This is a genomic window from Caenimonas soli, assembly GCF_013155545.1.
Lineage (GTDB): Bacteria > Pseudomonadota > Gammaproteobacteria > Burkholderiales > Burkholderiaceae_C > Ramlibacter > Ramlibacter soli.
In genome coordinates this window covers 65,037-86,564 of sequence record NZ_JABJVV010000018.1, presented here as the reverse complement: position 1 = coordinate 86,564, position 21,528 = coordinate 65,037, and the positions used below count along the sequence as shown (strand labels likewise).

The 21,528-nt window shown below is 61.6% G+C and carries 18 protein-coding genes and 2 pseudogenes; 18 read left to right on the top strand and 2 right to left on the bottom strand.

The annotated features are described in order from the left end of the window. The first annotated feature begins 2 nt into the window (after positions 1-2). The 9 genes and pseudogenes from HNE04_RS23235 (at position 3) to HNE04_RS23195 (ending at position 11,988) form a co-directional block, all read left to right on the top strand. Positions 3-1,277 (top strand): Zn-dependent hydrolase, encoded by a 1,275-nt coding sequence (locus HNE04_RS23235; RefSeq protein ID WP_172224723.1) that lies wholly within the window; start codon positions 3-5, stop codon positions 1,275-1,277. Between the two features lie 2 nt (positions 1,278-1,279). Then, a complete protein-coding gene (locus HNE04_RS23230; protein WP_172224720.1) occupies positions 1,280-2,914 on the top strand; it encodes a urocanate hydratase in 1,635 nt (544 codons plus the stop codon). A 67-nt stretch (positions 2,915-2,981) separates the two neighbouring features. Continuing rightward, positions 2,982-3,959 (top strand): Bug family tripartite tricarboxylate transporter substrate binding protein, encoded by a 978-nt coding sequence (locus HNE04_RS23225; RefSeq protein WP_172224717.1) that lies wholly within the window; start codon positions 2,982-2,984, stop codon positions 3,957-3,959. Between the two features lie 68 nt (positions 3,960-4,027). Further along, a complete protein-coding gene (locus tag HNE04_RS23220) occupies positions 4,028-5,206 on the top strand; it encodes a CaiB/BaiF CoA transferase family protein (protein WP_172224714.1) in 1,179 nt (392 codons plus the stop codon). Continuing rightward, complete coding sequence (locus HNE04_RS23215; protein ID WP_172224711.1) at positions 5,203-5,781, top strand: cysteine dioxygenase family protein; 579 nt, start codon at positions 5,203-5,205, stop codon at positions 5,779-5,781. The genes HNE04_RS23220 and HNE04_RS23215 overlap by 4 nt, the downstream gene beginning before the upstream one ends. Then, positions 5,778-6,524 (top strand): enoyl-CoA hydratase/isomerase family protein, encoded by a 747-nt coding sequence (locus tag HNE04_RS23210; protein ID WP_172224708.1) that lies wholly within the window; start codon positions 5,778-5,780, stop codon positions 6,522-6,524. The genes HNE04_RS23215 and HNE04_RS23210 overlap by 4 nt, the downstream gene beginning before the upstream one ends. Positions 6,525-6,615: 91 nt before the next feature. Next, positions 6,616-8,227, top strand: a pseudogene (locus HNE04_RS23205) (SulP family inorganic anion transporter). A gap of 273 nt (positions 8,228-8,500) precedes the next feature. Beyond that, the gene (locus tag HNE04_RS23200) at positions 8,501-9,574 is read left to right on the top strand and encodes an S-methyl thiohydantoin desulfurase domain-containing protein (RefSeq protein ID WP_172224705.1); all 1,074 of its coding nucleotides are present in this window, start codon (positions 8,501-8,503) and stop codon (positions 9,572-9,574) included. Between the two features lie 95 nt (positions 9,575-9,669). Then, entirely contained in the window at positions 9,670-11,988 is a 2,319-nt protein-coding gene (locus tag HNE04_RS23195) for a molybdopterin-dependent oxidoreductase (protein ID WP_172224702.1), read from the top strand. A gap of 50 nt (positions 11,989-12,038) precedes the next feature. Here HNE04_RS23195 and HNE04_RS23190 read toward each other — a convergent pair whose 3' ends face one another. Further along, positions 12,039-12,968 (bottom strand): LysR family transcriptional regulator, encoded by a 930-nt coding sequence (locus HNE04_RS23190; protein WP_172224699.1) that lies wholly within the window; start codon positions 12,966-12,968, stop codon positions 12,039-12,041. 266 nt (positions 12,969-13,234) lie between these two features. On the opposite strand from HNE04_RS23190, the gene HNE04_RS23185 reads away from it, so the two are divergent. Both HNE04_RS23185 and HNE04_RS23180 read left to right on the top strand, forming a co-directional pair. Beyond that, complete coding sequence (locus HNE04_RS23185) at positions 13,235-13,837, top strand: glutathione S-transferase family protein (protein ID WP_172224696.1); 603 nt, start codon at positions 13,235-13,237, stop codon at positions 13,835-13,837. Positions 13,838-13,985: 148 nt separating this feature from the next. Further along, positions 13,986-15,707, top strand: coding sequence for an FAD-dependent oxidoreductase (locus HNE04_RS23180; protein ID WP_172224693.1), 1,722 nt, complete (start codon positions 13,986-13,988; stop codon positions 15,705-15,707). Between the two features lie 42 nt (positions 15,708-15,749). On the opposite strand, the gene HNE04_RS23175 is transcribed toward HNE04_RS23180, so the two are convergent. Further along, positions 15,750-16,208, bottom strand: coding sequence for a MaoC family dehydratase (locus HNE04_RS23175; RefSeq protein WP_328700396.1), 459 nt, complete (start codon positions 16,206-16,208; stop codon positions 15,750-15,752). A gap of 240 nt (positions 16,209-16,448) precedes the next feature. Here HNE04_RS23175 and HNE04_RS23170 point away from each other — a divergent pair, with 240 nt between their 5' ends. The 7 genes and pseudogenes from HNE04_RS23170 (at position 16,449) to HNE04_RS23140 (ending at position 21,461) form a co-directional block, all read left to right on the top strand. Then, on the top strand, positions 16,449-16,637 hold the full coding sequence (locus HNE04_RS23170; RefSeq protein ID WP_172224690.1) for a hypothetical protein: 189 nt from the start codon (positions 16,449-16,451) through the stop codon (positions 16,635-16,637). A gap of 325 nt (positions 16,638-16,962) precedes the next feature. Beyond that, positions 16,963-17,784 (top strand): annotated as a pseudogene (locus HNE04_RS23165) (isocitrate lyase/PEP mutase family protein); the annotation flags it as partial. 274 nt (positions 17,785-18,058) lie between these two features. Continuing rightward, a complete protein-coding gene (locus HNE04_RS23160) occupies positions 18,059-18,694 on the top strand; it encodes an FMN-dependent NADH-azoreductase (RefSeq protein ID WP_172224684.1) in 636 nt (211 codons plus the stop codon). 93 nt (positions 18,695-18,787) lie between these two features. Beyond that, positions 18,788-19,915, top strand: a complete 1,128-nt coding sequence (locus HNE04_RS28610; RefSeq protein WP_407926619.1) for an AraC family transcriptional regulator — start codon at positions 18,788-18,790, stop codon at positions 19,913-19,915. Positions 19,916-19,917: 2 nt separating this feature from the next. Next, a complete protein-coding gene (locus tag HNE04_RS23150) occupies positions 19,918-20,169 on the top strand; it encodes a hypothetical protein (protein WP_172224678.1) in 252 nt (83 codons plus the stop codon). A gap of 82 nt (positions 20,170-20,251) precedes the next feature. Continuing rightward, positions 20,252-20,485 carry a DUF2630 family protein gene (locus HNE04_RS23145; RefSeq protein ID WP_172224675.1) on the top strand — a complete coding sequence of 78 codons (234 nt, stop codon included), beginning with the start codon at positions 20,252-20,254 and terminating at the stop codon, positions 20,483-20,485. A gap of 142 nt (positions 20,486-20,627) precedes the next feature. Continuing rightward, the gene (locus HNE04_RS23140; protein WP_172224672.1) at positions 20,628-21,461 is read left to right on the top strand and encodes an AraC family transcriptional regulator; all 834 of its coding nucleotides are present in this window, start codon (positions 20,628-20,630) and stop codon (positions 21,459-21,461) included. Positions 21,462-21,528: the final 67 nt, after the last annotated feature.

Here is a 21,528-nt window from a genome sequence, read left to right as displayed (position 1 = left end):
GCATGAGCGCAGACCCACAAACACTGATTGACGCCCAACGCCTCTGGCGCCGCGTCGAGACTCTGTCGGCTTTCACCCTGGCGGACCAACCCTGGACGCGGCGCGCCTTCACCCCTGAGTTCCAGAAATCTCGGGATTGGCTTCGCGGGCAGATGGAGCAGGCCGGTCTGGCGGTGCGATTGGATGCCGCCGGGAATCTGATTGGTCGCAGAGAGGGCCGGCACAGCAATCTACCCCCGCTGATGACAGGGTCGCACTGCGATACGGTCGTCAGTGGAGGCAGGTTCGACGGCATCATCGGTGTCTTAGCGGGGATTGCGGTCGCACAGGCGCTCGAGGAATCTGGGGCGGTTTTGGACCATCCTCTGGAAGTCGTCGACTTCCTCTCCGAGGAGCCGAGCGACTACGGAATCTCTTGCATCGGCAGCAGGGGCATGACGGGCGTTTTGACCAGCGACATGCTCGCGGCGACCAACCCTCAGGGTGAAACCCTGTCGCAGGGGATGGAGCGCATTGGGGCTAGCCCTGCGAAGCTGCAGCCGGCGTTGCGAGGAGCAGGCGACGTTGCTGCCTTTGTGGAACTGCACATCGAACAGGGTCCGGTGCTTGAGAAAGCCGGGCTTCCCATCGGCGTGGTGAGCAACATTGTCGGCATCCGGCGAGTCCTGTTCTCCGTAGTAGGTCAGCCAGACCACGCGGGGACGACCCCGATGGACATCCGGCGGGACGCCCTGGTCGGTGCTGCCGGTCTCATCGAGAGGGCGAATGCCATGGCCGCAGCTCAGAGCGGAAAGCCGCACTACGTCGTGGCCACTATCGGGCGCATCGCAGTGACGCCGAACGCGCCCAACGCCGTCCCTGGCCTGGTGGAGATGATGCTAGAGGTGCGCAGTGACGCCCGTCAAGTGCTCGACCACTTCCCAGAAGAACTACTGACCTCCGTGCAGAGCCGGCTTGAGCAGCTTCGCGTGTCCGCCAGCTTCAAGCCTGTCAGCCGGGCCGAGCCGACCGATTGCTCGCCTGTGGTCATGGATGCCGTCCGCGACGCAGCGACCGCGCTGGACTACCCGAATCAGGTCTTGCCCAGCGGCGCGGGGCACGACGCTGCCTACATGGCGGCGTGCGGGCCGATGGGGATGATTTTCATCCCCTGTCTGAACGGCCGAAGCCACTGCCCCGAGGAGTGGATAGAGCCGGGCCAGCTAGCGGATGGCGCACGTGTGCTACACCGAACCCTTACCTTGCTCGACCGTCGTCTAAGCGAATCAAGACTTTAACCATGACCGCACGAAACATCAAGGCAGCTCGAGGTCTGCAGCTGCGTTGTAAAGGCTGGCAGCAGGAAACCATCCTGCGCATGCTGGAAAACAACCTCGAGAATGGGGAACGCCCGGAAGACCTGGTCGTTTACATGAACGCGGCCAAGGCCGCTCGCGACTGGAAAAGCTTCGACGCAATCGTGGCGACGTTGAAGGACCTCGAGGCGGACGAAACGATGGTCGTTCAATCGGGCAAGCCCGTTGGGCGGTTCCGCTCGAGCGTCTTCGCCCCACGTGTCTTGCTGGCCAATGGCAACGTCCTGGGCCGTTGGGGCGGTGACGCTCAGATGTTCGAGCTCGAACGCGCAGGGCTGACCATCCTGCCTGGCATGACCGCCGCTTGCTGGCAATACATCGGCAGCCAGGGCATCCTGCAAGGCACGTACCAGTCTTTCGCTGGTGCCGCGGAGAGGTTCTTCGGCGGCAGCCTGGCAGGCAAAACCATCCTCACCGCAGGTTGCGGCGGGATGGGCGGCGCGCAGCCCTTGGCCGGCAGGATGGCCGGTGCCGCAACGCTCATCGTCGACGTCGACCAAGCCTCGCTTGAGCGGCGCCTGCGTACCGGGTACCTCGACGTCATCGCCAAGGACCTGGACGACGCACTCTCGCGGATTGGCAGTCTCGTCGAGCGCCGTGAAGGTGGTTCCGTTGGCCTGTGCGGCAACGCTGCAGATGTCCACGAGGAACTTCTTGCGCGCTCATTCCAGCCTGACATCGTCACCGACCAATGCATGGTCGACCCGTACCGCGGCTACGTCCCTTCGGGGATGTCGCCACAGCAGGCGGCCGACCTGGTCAAGAGCAACCCCGAAAAGGCCGTTCAACTCGCCTCTGAGACCCTTGCACGCCACGCCCGGGCAATCCTGAAGTTCAAGGAGCGCGGCGCAATCACTTTTGAGTACGGCAACACCCTTCGAGCGCGAGCCTCAGCTGCTGGCGTGAGCGAGGCTACGGACCTCCCGTCGTTTGTCACTCTCTTCATTCGACCGTTGTTTTGCCGCGGCATCGGACCATTTCGCTGGGTTGCCGCCTCAGGGGACCCCTCCGACATCGCGGTCGTGGACGCAATCATCGAGGACACGTTCCCCGAGGACCACATGATTCGCAAGTGGATTCCGATGGCCCAGAAGTTCGTTCAGTTCCAGGGCCTGCCAGCTCGCATCGGCTGGCTGGGACACGGCGAACGCTCCAAGCTTGCGCTCCTAGTGAACAAGGCTGTGGCAGACGGAAGAATTTCAGCGCCAATCGCCTTTACCCGTGACCACCTGGACGCAGGCTCCGTCGCGTCTCCTTTCCGAGAGACCGAGAAGATGAAAGACGGTAGCGAGGCAATTTCAGACTGGCCGCTACTGAACGCGATGTTGGCCTGCTCGAACGGTGCAACTCTCGTTGCCATCCATTCGAACGGCGACAAGTCCACGAGCGCCGGCCACACGGTCATCGCCGACGGCACGGAGCTTGCACAGGCCAAGCTCAAGGCGGTACTGGACGCCGATACCGGTATCGGCGTCATTCGGTATGCCGACGCTGGGTACGAAGACGCAATCGAGGCACGAACGTCGGCTTCTCTCGGGATTCCTGAGATGAACCGGTAACCCCGACTGCCGACCGCCCCCAATCCATAGCAAAACCTCCCTCCCTGTATCAATCCTGGAGATGAATATGAACTGGTTCCGCACCCTTTCCGCCGGCCTTCTCATCGGCCTTTGCATGTTCAGCACCGCAAGTGCGCAGAACGCGAGCGACTATCCGAGTCGACCGATTCGAATCGTGGTGCCCTTCCCGCCCGGAGGTGCCATTGACACCCTCGCGAGGAAGACGGCAGAGGAGCTGCGCAAGCGTCTTAACGCCACCGTCTTGGTCGACAACAAGCCCGGCGCTGGCACAGTGCTTGGCACGGACGCAGTCGCAAAGGCAGCTCCCGACGGTTACACCATTCTCCTGAACGCGGCTGCCGGCATCGAACAGCTCCCCTGGATGCAGAAGGTCCCCTACGACCCGATGAAAGACCTGCAGCCGGTCGGGATTGCAGCGACGGTCCCGATGGCACTTATCGTTCCGAGCACCTTGCCCGCCAAGAGCTTCGGACCGTTCGTGGAATACAGCAAATCTCAGCGCGGCAAGGTGAGCTTCGGCAGCTTGGGCAACGGCAGTACGGCGCACATCTACGGGCAAATTCTGAACGCGAAGATGGACGCAGGGGCTGTGCACTCCGCGTACAAGGGTGATGCTCCGGCCATGCTGGACCTGGTCGCCGGCCGAATCGACTACATGTTCAACAACGTCGCGTCCGGCATCTCATTCCAGGAGAGAGGAAGCGTCCGAGTGCTCGGTGTCACGGGCCGCCAGCGCATCGCCGCACTGCCGAACGTCCCGACCCTGGCTGAAATGGGCCTGGCCGATTTCGACTTGGTGGGCTGGTACGCATTCTTTGCGCCCGCCGGCACGCCTCGGCCAATCGTTGAAAAACTCAACGCCGCCTTGCGCGAGACGTACAAGACCAAGGATTTCGCCGACTACTTCGCAACTGCCGGCTTGGGCGCCTCGGAAGTGACCGCCGAGCAGTTCACCAAGCAGGTTCACGAAGAGTACGACAAGTGGGGCCGCCTGATTAAGGCGCACAACATCAAGATTGAGTGAGTGTCGGCTCGAACGGTTGCTGAATGAGTACGCGGGCAAACGTGCCCGCTGTTAAGAGAGGTGAGTCAATGCAAGAAGTCGCGCACAAGGAAGCGCTGCCCCTGGCCGGTGTCAAAGTGGTCGAGTTCTGCGCCGTGGCGGCCGGACCTTTCTGCGGAATGCTTTTGGCGGACATGGGTGCCGATGTGGTCAAGGTGGAGCCACTGGAGGGTGACGCCCTGCGTCAATGGCCGCCTATCCGTGATGGCTACAGCGAGAACTTCGCATCCCTGAACCGCAACAAGCGCTCGGTAACCTTGAATCTCAAGGACGCAGCGGACCTGGAGGTGGCTCGGAAGCTCGTCAAAGATGCCGACGTTGTCGTCGAGAACAACCGTCCGGGCGTCATGGAGCGGCTTGGCTTGGGCTTCGCCTCGTTTCGGGACGAGCACCCGTCCTTGGTGTACTGCTCAATTTCCGCCTTTGGGCAGACAGGGCCGCGGGCAGAAGAAGGCGGATTCGACCTGACCGTGCAAGCCGCCAGCGGCGTGATGAGCGTCACGGGCGAGAAGGATGGGCCGCCCGCCAAGTGCGGGGTCCCGGTGTCCGACTTTGCTTCGGGCCTCTACGCCGCCTTCGCGATTAGCTCACTCGTCGCACGCGTGCGCAGTGGGGGGCCGGGCGGCCACATCGACGTTCCGATGTTCGGATGCACACTGGGGATTGCCGCGCTGCAGACCAGCGAGTATTTCGGCACCGGACGCAGCCCAGGACGCCTAGGTTCTGCCCACCCGCGGAATGCTCCGTACCAGGCGTTCCAGGCCTCTGATGGATTCTTCACCATCGCGGCTGGCAATCAGAAGCTTTGGCACTCAGTCTGCGAGGCGATTCGCCGCCCGGAGCTGGCGCCGGAGGCGCGGTTTGCGACCCCCACCGACCGCGCAAAGAACCAGCAAGAGCTCAAGGTCATCCTGGAAGAGGTGTTCACCACCAAGCCTGTCGACCACTGGATTGAGACCTTCCGAAGGTTTGGCGTCCCTCACGCTCGCATCAACGACTATGCGAGCGCCCTGGCCGACCCTCAAGTAGCGCACATGGGCTGGGTTCAGCAGATGTCGCTGCCAGGCGGTGTCGAGACCCGGACGTTTGCTTCTCCGTTGCGCATCAATGGCGAAGGCCTGCCCATTCGCAGTGGCCCACCGGCGCTCGGAGAGCACACGGACTCGGTGCGGAAGCTCGTGACCGAGGAAGCGAGGCTGAAAGCATGAGTTCTCCGCTGCTTCAGTACGTCGAGGCGCTATCGCGGGTGGTCTCAGACGGCTCGTTGAGCCCGGCGGAGTTGCTGGCCCAGGTCGCTGACCTCAAGCGCGAGCTCGTCGCGTCGGACGATTGGCTACGCCCGGAATTCTCAGAGCCGGACCCGACCTTCTATCGCCAGTACCTGCTGTATGGCGACCCTCTTGAACGTTTCTCGGTGGTCAGCTTCGTCTGGGGCCCTGGGCAATCCACGCCCATTCACGACCACACCGTGTGGGGAGTCGTCGGGATGCTGCGCGGCGCCGAGTACAACCAGCCCTACGAGCCCGGCCAAGAAGGAATGAATCCGAAAGGACCGGAGAGCCTGTTGGAGCCTGGCGGTGTGCTGACCTTGGCGCCAGAGACGGGCGATGTTCACCGCGTCAGAAACGCATTTTCCGACCGCGTGTCCATAAGCATCCACACCTACGGCGGAAACATCGGGGCAATCTCCCGTAGCGTCTTCTTTCCAGGCAGCACGCAGTCGAAGGGCTTTGTTTCCGGGTACTCCAGCGCGGTTGTCCCGAATCTGTGGGCTGCGCGATGAGTGCCGAACTAGGCACAACCGTGTGGCGCACTGGAGCGACCACGTTCATCACCATAGAGCGGCCCGAGAAGGGAAACAGCCTGAGTGCTTCGACGGTACTCGCCATCTCAGCGGCAGTTCGAAGCTGCTATGAGGATGGAACGAGGCTGCTGGTCCTGCGAGGAGCGGGCCGCCATTTCTGCACCGGGTTCGACCTCAGCAACCTGGAGTCCGAGACCAACGACACCCTGCTCGCCCGCTTCGTTCGGGTCGAACTGCTGCTGCAGGACGTCTACCACGCGCCCTTTGCGACGCTCGCAATCGCGTCGGGACGGGCCATGGGCGCTGGAGCGGACCTGTTCTGCGCCTGCGACCAGCGCTGGGCGCTCGAATCGGCTTCATTCGCTTTCCCTGGAGCGGCCTTCGGCCTCGTTCTGGGGTCATCGAGGCTCGCCAACCGAGTCGGCACTACGCGTGCTCGGGAATGGATTCGAAGCGGCGAGACGGTTGGTGCGGCAGACGCACTGAATGCAGGCCTCGTAGACCGGGTGGTGGAGGAAGGCGACGTGGACGGTGGGATTGAAGCTCTCGCCTCGCAGTCTGTGCGGCTAGGCCCCGCCGCCATGAAGGCAATCCATGCCGCCACCCTTGCTGCGGAGGAGGCCTCCCGAGACAGAGACCTGCGTGCGCTTGTTCTGTCTGCGAGCGCCCCGTCGCTCATGCGCCAGATTGACTCCTATCGCGAGCGCCTCAAAAAACCGTGATGCACCGCACTCCGGGTCGCAATCGCGTCGAGCGCTGTCATGAAATGCTCGCGGCCACAACTGGCTTGGCTATGTACGTGAGGCGGATTACGTGACCAGGTGGCTCCCATTCTTACGCTGGCCTCGCCCTGACGCACGTCTGCTGCGCGGAGAGGCGACTGCTGCCCTGACGGTGGCGGTGGTGATGACTCCGCAGTCGGTCGCGTACGCTGGCTTGGCCGGCATGCCGTTCGTGACTGGCCTCTACGCCACGTTCCTGCCAATGCTCGCTGCTGTTTTGTTCAGCAGTTCGACACGCTTGGCCGTCGGCCCCTCTGCACTGAGCAGCGTGTTAGTTGGCGTTTCCCTGGTAGGGATGGCAGAGCCGGGAACCTCACAGTGGGTTCTCCTCGCTGTTTGGCTCGCCCTACTCTCTGGCGCGATGCAGCTAGCGGTTGGCGCAAGCGGCGCAGCTTGGATGCTGCACCTGATGAGTTCGCCGGTTCTGGTGGGCTTTAGCCAGGCTGCAGCCATTCTCATCGTCGTCTCTGAGCTGCCCAAGCTCCTTGGCCTCCATGGCCCGCTGGCAGGGTTAGTTGAGAGCGGCCAACTTCAGTACGAAGCGACTGCATACGGCTTGGTGAGCCTCGCCATCTTTGAGATTTGCAAGCGCAAGGTGCCCAAGCTTCCCGCAGTCTTGTTGGTGCTAGCTGCCGCAGCCGTCTTGAGCTGGGCGACCGGCTATGCCACCCGCGGCGATGTGGTGGGAAGCGTTCCGGCTGGCATGCCGGAGTTCTTCATCCCCGCGGTGCCGTCCTGGGAGACTTTCGGTGCTCTCCTTGCGCCTGCACTCGTTCTGGCGCTCGTGAGCTCAATGGAGATGGCGGCCAGTGCGAAGATTGAAAGCCAGCACGACGGCAAACGATGGGACGCCAACCAAGACCTCATCGGCCAAGGAATCGGCAAGGTGGTACCCGGTCTTTGCGGCAGTTTCCCGACCAGCACGTCGTTCTCGCGTGCGGCCATCACGCTTTACTCGGGCGCCAAAACCGGCTGGGCGACCGTCATTGCGTGCGGTGTCGTATTCGTGGTCCTGCTGTTTCTTACCCCTGCGCTTTATCACGTCCCCTCGGCAGCCCTCGCAGCGGTGGTTGTCGCGGCGGTTCTGGGCTTGTTCAAGCCAGGAGTGTTCAGCCATCTGTGGTGTAGAGGCAGCAACGGCAGGAGTCACTGCCCTCGTCACGCTGTTGTCCTCACCCTCCATCTATTGGGGCGTACTCACCGGCACGGTGATGAGCTTGGCCCATTTCTTGTACGTGAGACTTTACCCACGAATCATCGAAGTAGGCGTACACCCAGATGGAAGCCTTCGAGACCGGCACCTTTGGCACCTGGCTCCGATTGCACCGCACACCTACGCTCTGCGGATGGACGCCGAGCTGGACTTTGCATCAGCGGCCGCCTTCGAGCGCGCCGTGGTGGAACACCTCGCCGAGCACCCTGATACACACCACATTTGCCTCTTCGCGCAACCAATCAACCGCATCGACGCCACCGGGGTTGAAACCTTCAGCGCCCTCAGTAAGCTGTTGAACTCCCGCGGAATCAAGCTGCCTGTCGAAATGGTGCTAAGGCGCGCAGGGGCGCTGTCCGAACAGCCCCAGCTGCGGTTGTACCGCACCGAAGCTGACGCATTGCGGGCGCTAAGCCTCATTGCAGCATGAACGCAGTGGCGTGGCGAGTGCGGCGTGCTTCGCGAGTTGGTCATCGCTCTGCCGATTGTCAAAACTCCAGCTACGCCGGTGCCGGCTGCACCTCGCCTCGCGTTCCGCATAACACGGTGTTAACGGCGACTGCAAAACGAGCACGAGACATTTCGACGCTCGAGTCCTAGACTGCGATGTCAGATGACGTGAGGAAATTGGAATGAGCAAGCGCGCAAGGACTGTGACCCGGCATATTCAACCCACCTCGGCACCGGCGTCGGAGGCACGTTGATGGAACGACATCTCACCCAGGAGGACGTGTGGCCCGCCGTCCTTGGCGGAGTTCTGCTGTCCGCCGGAGGCAGCGGCCAAGAGCGTGCGCTGATTGAACGCAAATTCGGTGAAGTGGCGCTGGCGAACGGACCTTTGCGCCTAGCTCCAATCGCCTCCCTCCACGGGGATGACACCATCCTCGTTGCCACAGGGGTCGGCGCCCCAGGCCAAGGCGTCCACAAGCCCAACGCAGACCACTCCATCCAGGCAGCACGCCAGCTGCTGCATACATCGGGCGTCACGCCCAGTGGCGTCATCCCAGGGCATGTCCCTGGAATCTACGGCTGGGTGATGGCGGCGTCCCTGGGAATACCGGTGATTGACGCTGCATGCAATGGTCGCGGCCATCCAACGGTGAAGATGGGTAGCCTGGGCCTCGCTTCCCGCCCCGACGTCACCTTCTACCAAAGCGGCGTGGGCGACAAGGTTCGCATCTTGGTGCACGGGAACACCTTGACGACATCGTCGCTGATGCGCGCCGCCGCGGTCCAGAACGGTGGGCTCATCATGGCTTGCCGAGGACCATTCGCTGCGTCCTTGGTGTCCGCGGCGGGGGCGGTGGGCGCAATTTCATACCAGCTCGCGCTGGGCCGCGAGATGGTCGCGGCGAGCCAGTCTGGGGAGCGCGTAGTCGACGCAGTCGTGCGGCAGACGCGGGGGCGAATCCTTGCAGACGGCGTAGTCACCTCGAACACGGTCGCGTACGCGGACGGCTTCGACGTAGGCCAAGTCACTGTTCGCGGAACTGACGGGAACGAAGTCGCCCTCGGCGTGTGCAACGAGTACATGTACGCGACCTCCAACGGGGAACGTGTTGCAACGTTCCCCGACCTTATCGCAACTCTCGACCCGCAGACCGGCGCAGTGCTTGCCATCAGAGAACTCAAGGAGGGGACAAGAGTTGCGATTATCGCGACGAGCAAGCGGAACTTGCCGCTGGGGAGCGGGATTTTCGACCCGGCGATTTACCCCGACGTGGAGAAGGCCCTGGGCGCCAATCTCGCTAAGTTCGCGCTGGACCCGCAAGCGTGAAGCGGACTCTTATCGCATGCGCGCAGCCGGTTGCGTGGCGTTGCCGCGTCTGCGCATCGGAGCACCTCCCTGTCTGAATCACGACGGAGACCGTCATGAGCTTTACGGCCGCGCACTGGGGCGTGTACGAAGTGGAAGGTGCCGAGACCGGTCGCCCATCTCTCCGCCCATTCAGTCGAGACCCTGACCCCTCTCCAATAGGCCTCGCCGCACTCGAGGCAGCGCAAGCACCGAATCGAGTCCGCAGGCCGGCGGTACGGCTTAGCTGGATTGAGAAAGGCTGGGGAGCGAACCCTGAGCGACGCGGCGTCGAACCGTTCGTGGAGGTCTCATGGGGCGAGGCCCTGGACCTGGTCGCTCGGGCGCTTCAGGCGACCATCAAAGACTCGGGAAATCGTTCCGTCTTTGCGGGCTCGTATGGATGGTCGAGCGCCGGCAGGTTCAATCACGCTCAAAGCCAAATACACCGGTTCTTCAACACACTCGGGGGCTACGTCGGGCATGTTGACTCGTACAGCCTTGGTGCCGGCAACGTGATAATGCCCCGCATCGCCATGTCCATGGACAGGCTCATTGCCGCCCAGACCACTTGGGATGTCCTGGCCAAGAACACCGAGCTGTTTCTCTCGTTCGGTGGAGTGCCCCTAAAGAACTCGCAAATTTCCTGGGGTATGGTAGGTCGCCATACAGTGCGAGCGGGCCTGCGCAGCATGGCCGAAGCCAAGGTGCAGTTCATCAACATCAGCCCCGTTCGCTCGGACCTCGATTCGTCGGTTCCACACGAATGGGTGCCGATTCGCCCAAACACAGACACCGCACTTTTGCTCGCTCTGGCTTTCGAGGTGTACACCCGTGGCTGGCACGACAAGCAGTTCCTGCGCACGCATTGCGTCGGATTCGACCGATTTGCACCGTACCTCACCGGTGAGGCTGACGGGATAGCCAAGGCACCGGAGTGGGCACAGCAAATCACCGGCGTCGCTGCTTCCAAAATCCGCGAGCTGGCTCGACTGGTGAGTGCCAAGCGGTCCTTCATCACGGCGGCATGGTCTCTCCAACGAGCGCACCACGGAGAGCAGCCATACTGGGCCACCGTCGCACTTGCGGCCATGCTTGGGCAAATCGGATTGCCTGGCGGCGGATTCGGCATCGGGTACGGGGCGGTCAACGGGATTGGTGGCACACCGCTGCCGTTTCCCGGCCCCACCCTGCCCCAGGGAAGAAACCCGGTATCAGAGTTCATCCCGGTCGCTCGTGTCGCTGACATGCTCGAGAAGCCAGGAGCTAGCTTCTCGTACAACGGCAAGTCGTACAAGTACCCCGAGGTCGATTTCGTCTATTGGGCCGGCGGGAACCCGTTTCATCACCACCAGGACCTGAACCGGCTGTTGCGCGCTTGGCGCCTACCAAAGGCAGTTGTCGTCAACGAGCAGTTCTGGACAGCCACAGCGAAGGCTGCGGACGTGGTCTTCCCAACGACTACGACCTTTGAGCGAGACGACATCGGATTCGCTTCCAAGGAGCCGTACCTCATCGCCATGCGCAAAGTCATTTCGCCCGTCGGTGAGGCAAGGAGTGACTACGACATCTTCTCCGCCTTGGCCAGGCGACTAGGAACTGAGGCAGAATTCACCGAGGGACGCTCCTCCCAAGAATGGCTGCAGCTCCTGTACGACCGGTGCCAGCAGTCGGCGCAAAACAAGGGAGTGGTGCTACCTCCGTTCGAGACCTTCTGGGAGAACGGGGTGGCAGAAATCCCCGTGGATGAAAGCAGCCATGTGACGTTCGCCGACTTCAGGGCCGACCCGTCCGCTCATCCGCTTGGGACAAGGTCCGGCAAGCTCGAGATTTTTAGCCAAGACATTGCAGTTCGGAACTACCCCGACTGCGGGGGGCACCCGATGTGGTTCGAGCCGGCTGAGTGGCTCGGTGGTCCTGGCAGCCAGAAGCACCCGATTCACCTGTTGTCTGACCAGCCGCACACCCGACTACACAGTCAACTTGACCACAGTAGCTACAGCCGCGACAACAAAGTACAAGGCCGCGAGCCGGCGGTCATGAACCTCCACGATGCCCAGGAAAGAGGCATTCGAGAGGGCGACCTCGTCAGAATCTTTAACGACCGAGGCTCTTGCCTTGCGGGCGCCAGACTGTCGGACGGAATAGCCCGCGGCGTGGCGAAGCTTTCCACCGGTGCTTGGTTCGACCCCGAATCATGGGCTGTGGCCGGGTCCCTGGAGAAGCACGGCAACCCGAACGTACTCACAGCCGACGTTGGGGCATCGCAGTTGTCTCAAGGCTGTGCAGCTCAGACGTGTCTTGTACAGATTGAGCGCTTTCTTGGCGCAGTTCCTCCTGTGACTGCATTCATGCCCCCGCCCTTCGCCGTCCGCAAGGACGAGGGTGCAGACTAGCGTGACCTAGCCCTACCGGAGAGCGGCGCGAATCGAGTCGAACACTCGATTCAACCTCTGCTCGGCTTCATGGACCGCTTGACCTCGCTGTTCATCTCAGAGGTCACTTGCTTCAGTGAAGCCAGGAACAGCTTGGCCATGCGAGACAGAGGCGCGAAGTTGGCATGGATGGCGCTGACAGGTGCGGTCACCGTCGGTTTGATTTGGCGGAAAGCCACGTTGCTCCATAGCGTTCCTGCAGCCGTGATTTCATCGACAAGTGCTGCACCAGCACCTTCTTGTACAAGGGCGCATGCAACGTGGAGCTGTTGCACTTCAATCTTCGCCCTCGGCGCAAGCCCTTCGGCCATGAACGAACGACGAATCAACTGCCCAATTGGAATGTCAGACCGAAAGCCAATCAGAGGCAAGTCCGCGATGGCGCTCAGGTCGACGAGCTTCTCCGCGGCGAGTGGGTGAGTTTGGGGAAGCGCCAGGACAATATGATTCGGGTAGATGACAGATGAATTGACAGCCGAATGCGGCTCCGAGAAGAAAGCGAGGCCCAGTTCGGCCTGCTGCGTCAGGACCGCGTCCAGCAGCTTCGGCGGCGACAACGTCTGCAACACGATGCGCACATCAGGATAGCTCCTGCAGAACGCCGCAATTGCCTTTGGAACCATCTCGTGGCAAAGGCTCGGGGCGCCCGCCAGCCGCAGCGTCCCCTCCCGGTTCTCGACCAGGTCTTCCGCCATCTCGTTGACCAGCTGCACGCCTTCGTAGACCACCTGCACTTGGGTGAACAGCTTCTGGGCATCTGGCGTCGGGTGCAGACGACCTTTGATTCGCTCGAAAAGCTGGAGGCCGAGTCGTCTCTCGGTGTGCGCCAATAAGCGTGAGATGGCCGGCTGCGACACGTGGAGCATGTTTGCAGCACCCACGATTGAGTTGGACAGCATGACAGCCCTGAAGACTTCAATTTGCCGGAGATTCATCTGCATGGTGTGCTCCCCGGGGGTTAACCGCCTGTTATGTACCCCCGCCAAAATGGTACGCGACATTGTAGTTCGCACGCCCTATATTTCACCTTGCGCGCCATGGCCCTGACAGGGCGGCACACGTACACCAGCTGCCGCAGGACCGTAACCCGTCGTTGCAGCTTGGATGCGAGCCGTCTCTTGCGAGAGGCATTGCCATGACAGACTTGGTCCTTATCGGCATCCGGGGCAGTGTCGAGCCAGGAATGAAACGCACTGGGAGTTCTGCGATGTACACGCTGCACGACAGCCGGCTGTCCGGCAACGCATGGAAGGTGCGCATCCTGCTGTCCCAGCTCGGATTGGAGTACCGGCGGATAACGCATGTACTGGCAGACAACACAAGTCGCACGCCAGAATTCCTGGCCATGAATGCGGCTGGGAAGATTCCCGTACTGATTCTTCCAAGTGGCGAAGCAATTCCCGAGTCGAACGCCATCCTCTGGCATCTTGCGCAGGGAACTCCTCTGCTACCGAGCGGTTTCGACCAAATCCGCGTCGTCCAGTGGATGTTCTTCGAACAGAGTGAAGTCCTCAAGGCCTTCTCGGCCGCTCGGTTCTTCACGTCGATTGCCAAGAAGGAGGAGGAGAAAAAGGTGGAGCTCGCTGCATGGCGAACGCAGGCCGCCTACGTGCTGAGGACGTTGGAGCAGCACCTCGCATCGCTCGAGTTCGTCGCACTGAACCGTTACACCATCGCGGACCTTGCGTTGTATCCTTACATCTCAATGGCAGAACAAGGGGCCATTGACTTGCGGCCGTTCCCCAGTGTCAGGTCTTGGGTCGCTCGCGTCGAAGCGCAGCCCGGGTGGGTACCTCTAATCGAGCAGTGAAGCACGGCGCGGGCTGACCACGTACGGGCGAGGATGTGCCTGAGTGCGTTTCAGTCCAGACTTGGAACCTGAGGGTCCTGACTTGGGCGACACAGAAGCGGCGTGAAGGGGTGAGCCTTTATTCTGCATTTCCTTCTTGGAGCCAAGCATGTCGAGCGCACCTAGCCAACCCACCTCACCCACCTCCGTCGAGGCGACCCGCCATCATCAAGCTTTCCCCGTTCTGACGACGGCTGAGATTGCGCGCATCCGCCGATTCGGCCTGGGGACGGGCTACCGCAAAGGGGAGCGCCTCTACGTCGCGGGCGAAACGAGCCCGGGTATGTTCGTCATACTCAAGGGCACGGTAGTTGCCATTCAACGCGATGGCATTGGCGTGCACGGCGAGGTGGCTCGCCATGGTGTCGGCCAGTTCACTGGAGAGGTGGGGCAAATCGCAGGCGGTCCCGCGCTCGTGGATGGAGTCGCAGAGGAGGAGGTAGAGGCGCTTCTGATACCTCCGGAACAGCTGCGCGCGCTCCTCATCGCAGAAGCGGACCTTGGCGAGCGCATCGTTCGAGCGCTAATCCTCAGGCGCGTTGCACTAATTCAGCGTGGCAGCGGTGGCGTCGTCCTCGTCGGAAATCCGCGCTCCCCTTACCTGTTACGCCTCGAGTCTTTTCTTGAGAGAAATGGCTTCCCCCACCACCTCCTTGACATCGGTCGGGATGAGCACGCCGCCGAGCTGCATCTGGAGGCCGGCGGCGCTCCAGATGATGCAATTGCCGTATGTGCCGACGGCACGATGCTGCGCAACCCGACGGAGGACGAACTTGCCCGCTGCATCGGCATGGTGGACAGCGAGCCGCACGACGAGCTATTCGACATCGTGATTGTCGGCTCTGGCCCGGCCGGTCTGGCCACGGCCGTCTATGCCGCTTCGGAGGGCCTTCGCGTGGCGATTGTTGATTCGCGCGCGTTTGGCGGCCAGGCCGGCGCGAGTGCACGGATTGAAAACTACCTGGGCTTTCCCACCGGAATATCTGGCCAAGCCCTCACCGCGCGAGCCTACATTCAGGCACAGAAGTTTGGAGCTCAGTTTCTCATTCCGGCTCACGCCGAAGAATTGGACTGCAGCACACAGGAAACCTTTGGTGAAATGAGAGTCAAGCTACGGGATGGTCGCCAACTGCGGGGCCGGACCATCGTTGTTGCCTCGGGAGCACGCTATAGACGTCCGGATGTACCTCGCCTGCAGGAGTTCGAGGGCCGTGGCGTCTGGTATTGGGCGTCGGCGCTCGAGGCACAGATGTGCGCCGGGGCGGAGGTCGCGTTGGTTGGGGGCGGGAACTCCGCGGGTCAAGCTGCCGTGCTGCTCTCGGGGCACGCGAGCCAAGTGCATATGCTGGTGCGTGGTCCTGGGCTGGCGGCCAGCATGTCCCGGTACCTCATCGACAGGATTGCGTCGCTTCCCAACATCTCACTGCGCACTCACACGGAGCTCACGGAACTAAACGGAGACCCGCTCGAGGGTCTTACGGGTATACGTTGGCGACAGCATGCCTCCGAGGAACAGGAGGTTGCGCTACGCAGTGTGTTTCTTTTCGTCGGCGCGCAGCCCGCGACCGAGTGGCTCCGCGGATGCGTGGAGACAGATGCCTTGGGATTTATCCGCACCGGAGACGCCGCGGGACCGACAGACGGCCGGCCCCGTGCAGCGTTGGAGGCAAGCGTGCCAGGCGTCTTCGCTGTCGGAGATGCACGCAGTGGCTCGGTCAAGCGCGTGGGCGGCGCCATTGGCGAGGGCGCAGCCGCCGTCGCCATGATTCACCACTTCCTCGCAATGTCCGAGTACCGCAAGCAGCGCGCCGCGGCGGCGCAGCCGACTTGAAGGCGAGGAGTCTCACCCCCTACCTCGCGTCACAGGGGTCGGCTACTTCGCTTGTGATTTCGACCATACGAGAACCTTCATCTCGACGACCTGCACGACTGTGCCTTCTCCGTCGATGGTCTGGCTGCGAGTCGTGATGAGGCCTCGGTCCGACTTACTCCTGGAGGGCTTGACGTCGAGCACCTCCGTTTCGACGTGAACGTCGGAATCCGGCCGGAGTGGCGCCGGCCACTGCAGCTGACCGCTTGCTCCGATGATTCCGCCGGCCAAAGGTAGGCCTCCCGTGGCAAGCAATCGCATGGTGACCGCGCCTGTGTGCCAACCGCTAGCCACCAGCCGGCCGAAGAAGCTGTTCTTCGCCGCTTGTGGGTCGGCATGGAATGGCTGCGGGTCGAACTCCTTGGCGAAGCGCACAACGTCAGCTTCACTCACGTGCGCCGATGGGCTGGTGAAACGCATTCCAGGAGTGATGTCTTCCAGGTAGAGCAGCTCTGTGGTCACGGGTTTTCCTTCAGGTGAATCGTTTAGGCACCACTCGTCTCATGCGCTGAGTGGAAGCCTCGCCCTTTTCAGTTGCTTGATGCAACTGTAGTCATTTCGCCTGGCCGACGCAACTCACTCTGAGTCAGCTCAAGGCCGTCCAGCTACATTCCGTTACTCCAAATTAGTTGCATCAAACAACTATGGCGCCTACAGTTTCATCAAGCAACCTAATACCACCCCACCTCCAAGGAGTCTCCAGTGGATAGACGACTCGCCATGTTCGCCCTGGGCATGTTTGCATTCGGCACCGTCGCCGCACACAACCTCGGCTTGGTTGCGGTCATCCCGCTGGTCTTGGCGGTCGCCCTCTCGGAGCTCGCCAGTCGACGCATCAGCGCCGCGGCAAAGGCGACTGCGCCGGTCGGAACGAAGCCCTGCAGCGCCTGAACGAGCTTGATGTACTTCACCCGAGAGGGCCGACATGCGCTGCAACACCAATGCCTTAACACGAGGTTATCGGCGACGGCCAAAGAGGTACGCGACTTCGCTCAATCGCCTTCCTAGACTGCCTGAATGGACGCCCATCATGAGCTGCATTGACTTGACCTCTGAGCACGCCGAAGGCTCCGCGCACCTCACGAATCAGGACCCTTGGAGACATCGCGTGGAATCCTGTACCCAGATGCTGCCTTACCGTTTGCTGGCGGGTCGTACCGCGCCGGCATCGCCATCGGCGGTCTGACTTCAGTCGCAAAGACACAACGAGGAAGCAATGTCCATTTCAAAAGCCGAACAGTCGAAACGCCGCCGAGAGTTCAGGGAACTGCACCGTTCCGGATGTTTCGTGATGCCCAACCCTTGGGACAGAGGAAGCGCACGATACCTGGAGGGCCTGGGCTTCAAGGCGCTGGGCACGAGCAGCGGAGGGGCGGCGTGGTCGCGCGCCTACCCCGAAGGCGACCTGTCAATGGACGACGTCTTGGCTCACGCTCGAGAAATCGTCGAGGCGACTTCTTTGCCAGTGAGCGTGAGCTTCGAGTCCGGGTTTGCAGAATCTTCAGAGGAGCTCGCTCGCCATACGTTGGCCGCCGCCAACACGGGGGCGGCGGGAATCGGTATCGAAGACGGCACGGGGGTGACGTCCAACCCAGTGTGGGACATCGACACGGCGTCTGCTAGGCTCCGCGTGGTCAGAGCCACCTTGGATGCACTCGGCCCGGATGCCCCGCTCCTGGTGGGGCGTGCAGAGAATTTCTGGGCTGGTCGCCCTGACTTGGCCGACACCATCAAGCGGCTGCAAGCCTATGCAGCTGCCGGAGCCGATGTTCTCTACGCACCTGGTGTGACCTCGCGAGAGGGAATCTCCGCCATCGTCCAGGCGGTGCACCCGAAGCCTGTGAACGTGTTGGTCAGTTCAGACACTGGCCACACAGTCAAGGATATTGCAGCTCTCGGCGTTCGCCGCATCAGCGTCGGCGGGGCACTTGCCCGCAGCGCATGGGGCGGTTTCATGCGCGCAGCAAGGTCCATCGCGGAGCAGGGTCAATTCGACTTTGACCACCCCGCAATCGGCAAGGAACTCGACTCCTTCTTCACGTACAGCTTGCGAGCGCCTGCAGAACTGAGCGCAACCATCGCAGGCCGCGTTGAGTATCGAATGGGTGAAGGGCCGCTCGTCGAGATTCCCCTGGGACCGGCTGAAGTCATCCTCTCCGCCGGCGACGTCGTATTCGCCTGGACCGAGGGTTCGTGGCGGCAGGAGGCGGCGATTCCTTTCGCGAATTTCTGCCGCTACGTCGCAGACGGAGCCATCGTGCTCAGGTCCTGAGTAGCCCACCCTCCCCTCCATCTCACAACCAAGCTGACAAATGACCAACATCCTGTACATCCAGGCATCGCCGCGTCCTGAGGCGAAGAGCACCGCCATCGCCGATGCCTACATCGCTGCACTGCGGGAACAAGACCCGAACATCGCGGTCGATGTGCTCGACCTCGCCGCCGAGAGGCTGCCCGAGTTCGACGGCAACAAGGTGGCCGCAAAGATGGCAGTCATTGGTGACCAGGACCAGAACGCCCGGCAGAAGACGGCTTGGGACGAAATCATCTCCATCGCTCAGCGCTTCATCGCGGCGGACCAATACGTGCTTGCAGTGCCCATGTGGAACGGCGGCATCCCGTACCGCCTGAAGCAATACATCGACGTGATTCACCAGCCTGGTCTTCTCTGGACGCTGGATGCGACGACCGGCTACCACGGGTTGCTGAAGAACAAGAGTGCCGTGCTCGCGCTCACAAGTGGGGCATGGGGCCCCTCGATGCCCTCGCCTGCTTTCGGTATCGACCATCACTCGACGTACCTGAAGGCATGGCTCAATCAGGCTGGCGTCGACATCATTCGAGAGATTCGGTTCCAACCGACCATCATCAACAGCGACCCGGAAGGAAGCTTCAAGGCCGCAGTCGCTGAAGCTCAGGAACTGGCCATGGGCATCGGCGTCTACTGAGCGCGGCGATGCAGACGGCGAGCCCTGCGCATGAAAAGCCGCCGCTTCACGCCGTCCGTGGCACTTTGAAGAGCTGATTGATACGTCTTCTGTATGGCTTCTATGCTTGGATTGTTAATGCTTTCTACGGCTGGATTTGAGAGGATTGCACGTGCGTGGCAGCGGAGCTTTCTTCGCAGCCATTTTCGCGTCCAGACTCGAGGAACCGCCGCCATGAGGCCTTCAAACCGGCATGCGTCTTCGGGAATCCCAGACGGAGACCGCGCAATTGCCAGAATCTCCGCCGCCGACCTCGCGCCCCTAATGGGCGCATTGGAAGTGCAGCAAGGATGCGTGGAGGAACACACGTTCCGCAGTGGACAGTGGCACTCCCCCACGAAAACTTCCAAGGCCTGCCTTTACTACGTCGTATCAGGGCGCGGGACGTTGACCACAGAGAAAGGCGACTCAATCCCCATCGCGGCTCAAACCCTGGTCGTGGTCCCTCCGGGAGCGAGGGCTCAGCGGCCGGCGATACACCCCGATGTAGGGGGCTCAAGCGACCTCCGCCTTATCTGCGGCGAGTTCCAGGCGACCTTCGGCGAGGTTGTCGACCTATTCAGCGGCTCGCCAGCTGCCATCGTGGAACGGTTCGAGGACGGTGACGCGCTTCACAACCAGCTCAGGCTCGCCCTCGAAGAAATGCGCCATGAGCATCCTGGGCGAACGGTGATGGTGGCGTTGCTTATTAAGCACGCGCTCTTGCTCCTCCTGCGGCGGGCACTCACATCACCGGCTGCGTGGGTAGAGCAGATAGCCGCCCTCCGCGACCCGCGAATCTCGCGGGCATTCGTTGAAATGACGAAGCGCCCGGGCGCGGCACATTCGGTGGAGAGTCTGGCAAGTGCCGCGTGCTTGAGTCGCTCTGGATTCATGGCCCGATTCTGTGATGTGTTCGGACGCGCGCCGATGAGCGTTCTCCGAGATTTGCGCATGCGCCAGGCGGCGCAGCAACTGCGCACTACAAGCACTCCCATCGGGCTGATTGGGAGGGCAGCAGGCTACTCCAATAACGGCGGCTTCATCCGAGCCTTCCGGCGTTCCTACGGGGTAGAGCCGCGGGAGTACAGAGAACAGTCGTTGGCGAGCCGGGATGCGCCGGCCGCCCGTACGAGCGGCACGTCGGCAGCACGTACCAACTCTCCATCAAGATTCACGGTTTCGGAAACCCTGGAGGTCTAGTGATGTCAAGTTCTTCAAACACCTATCCCGCCGCTCTAGACGACGAGCAGCTGCTTGCAATCTTCCGGGCTTTGAAGCGCGGCCGAGGCAGGGAGCTGGTCACGGATGCGAACGTCGACGCCCTCATCGGCCTTGCACGCTTTTATAGACAGGAACAGCTCGAGTACCTGTTGCGGGAATGGCGGTCGGCCTGCGGAGAGGACGCCGAGGCCATGAATTTCGAGCAGTTCTCTAGGCAACCGCCGGCGGCATAGAGACACGCTGGCTCTGTTCGTTGCTCCATCAAAGAAGCAATGGCACAGAAGGGGCCCTTCTTGGTTCACGAAAGGAATGAACATGAGCGACAAGTCCATCCTCAAGCACATCACTGCGCTTGTTGACGAAGAGCGCGTTCTCCGAGACCAGGGGACGGCGTTGGAAGAAGACGGCACCCGGTTGCGGCACGTGTCTGAGGAGCTAGACCAATGTTGGGACCTGTTGCGCCAACGGCGTGCACTGCGCGAGTACGGACGAAATCCCGACGAGTCGAAGCCTCGTGATGTTGGCGTCGTGGAAGGCTACATCGACTGATTGAAGCATCACCGACAGGCCCAAGACAGGCGTCTTTGGATTATGTGGCATGACCAGATGACGCGTGGCGCCGAGTTCGGAATTGGCACCTTGACTCAAGAGGGTCCACGGTGCTGCCCACCCCTAGAAAACCGAGAATTTCATGGCCTCGCGGCGTTCCACTTCCTTCGTCGAACCCGGCATGTTCGAATTGAACAGCAGCTCTTCGCCGCCCTCGCTTTATCCTGAAGAAACTCACGAGTCGATTCAAGTCTGCATTCCTCTTCAGGGAGCTCAGTACCAGGTAACCCGCCAATCAGAAACTGGCACCAAGCTAGTTCAAAAGTTCGGCGACAAAGACATCCTTCTCGTATCGCGGCAACAGCAGCATTCTGTCCACTGGCTGAAATCTGCAGACATCGTTTCGGTGCAGCTGTCCACCGACTTCATCAGCCAAGCGCTTGGTGGCAAGGAGTTGAAGTTCGAAGACACACTGTCCATTCGAAATCCATTCATCTCATCCTCGGCCGCGATGCTCGGGGCCTCGCTAGCATCCGGGGAAGAGCTAACTTGCCCGGTGGCTGCCGCGTTCGCCACTTTGCTTGCCTATGGCGTATCGAAAAGCGCATTGGAGCCACCCAAGCAGCTTCATACGAAGCACGTGACTCCCCTTTCAGCGTCCGAGTTGCGCAAGCTGGACCGTCACATCGACGAACGCCTTGACCAAGCAATCAGCCTGGCTGATTTGGCTAATTGCGCTGGCATGAGCCTATGGCACTTCACCCGCAGGTTCGAAGCCGCTCAAGGCAGCACGCCCCACGTGTACGTGACGCAGAGGCGCTTGCAGCGAGCCAAGGCTCTTCTAGCAACTACCGACCAGCATGTCATCGAGGTGGCTCTGGAGGTCGGGATGAATCACAGCCACTTCACCAGGACGTTTGGCAAGGCATTTGGTCTGACGCCACGTGAGTTTCGCCTTCAGCGCAAGCGAGACTGACCCTCCCGGTCATTTGCCGCGCTAGAGCACGCGTGCATCGCAAGATTTGCACAGTCGCGCGAGAAAC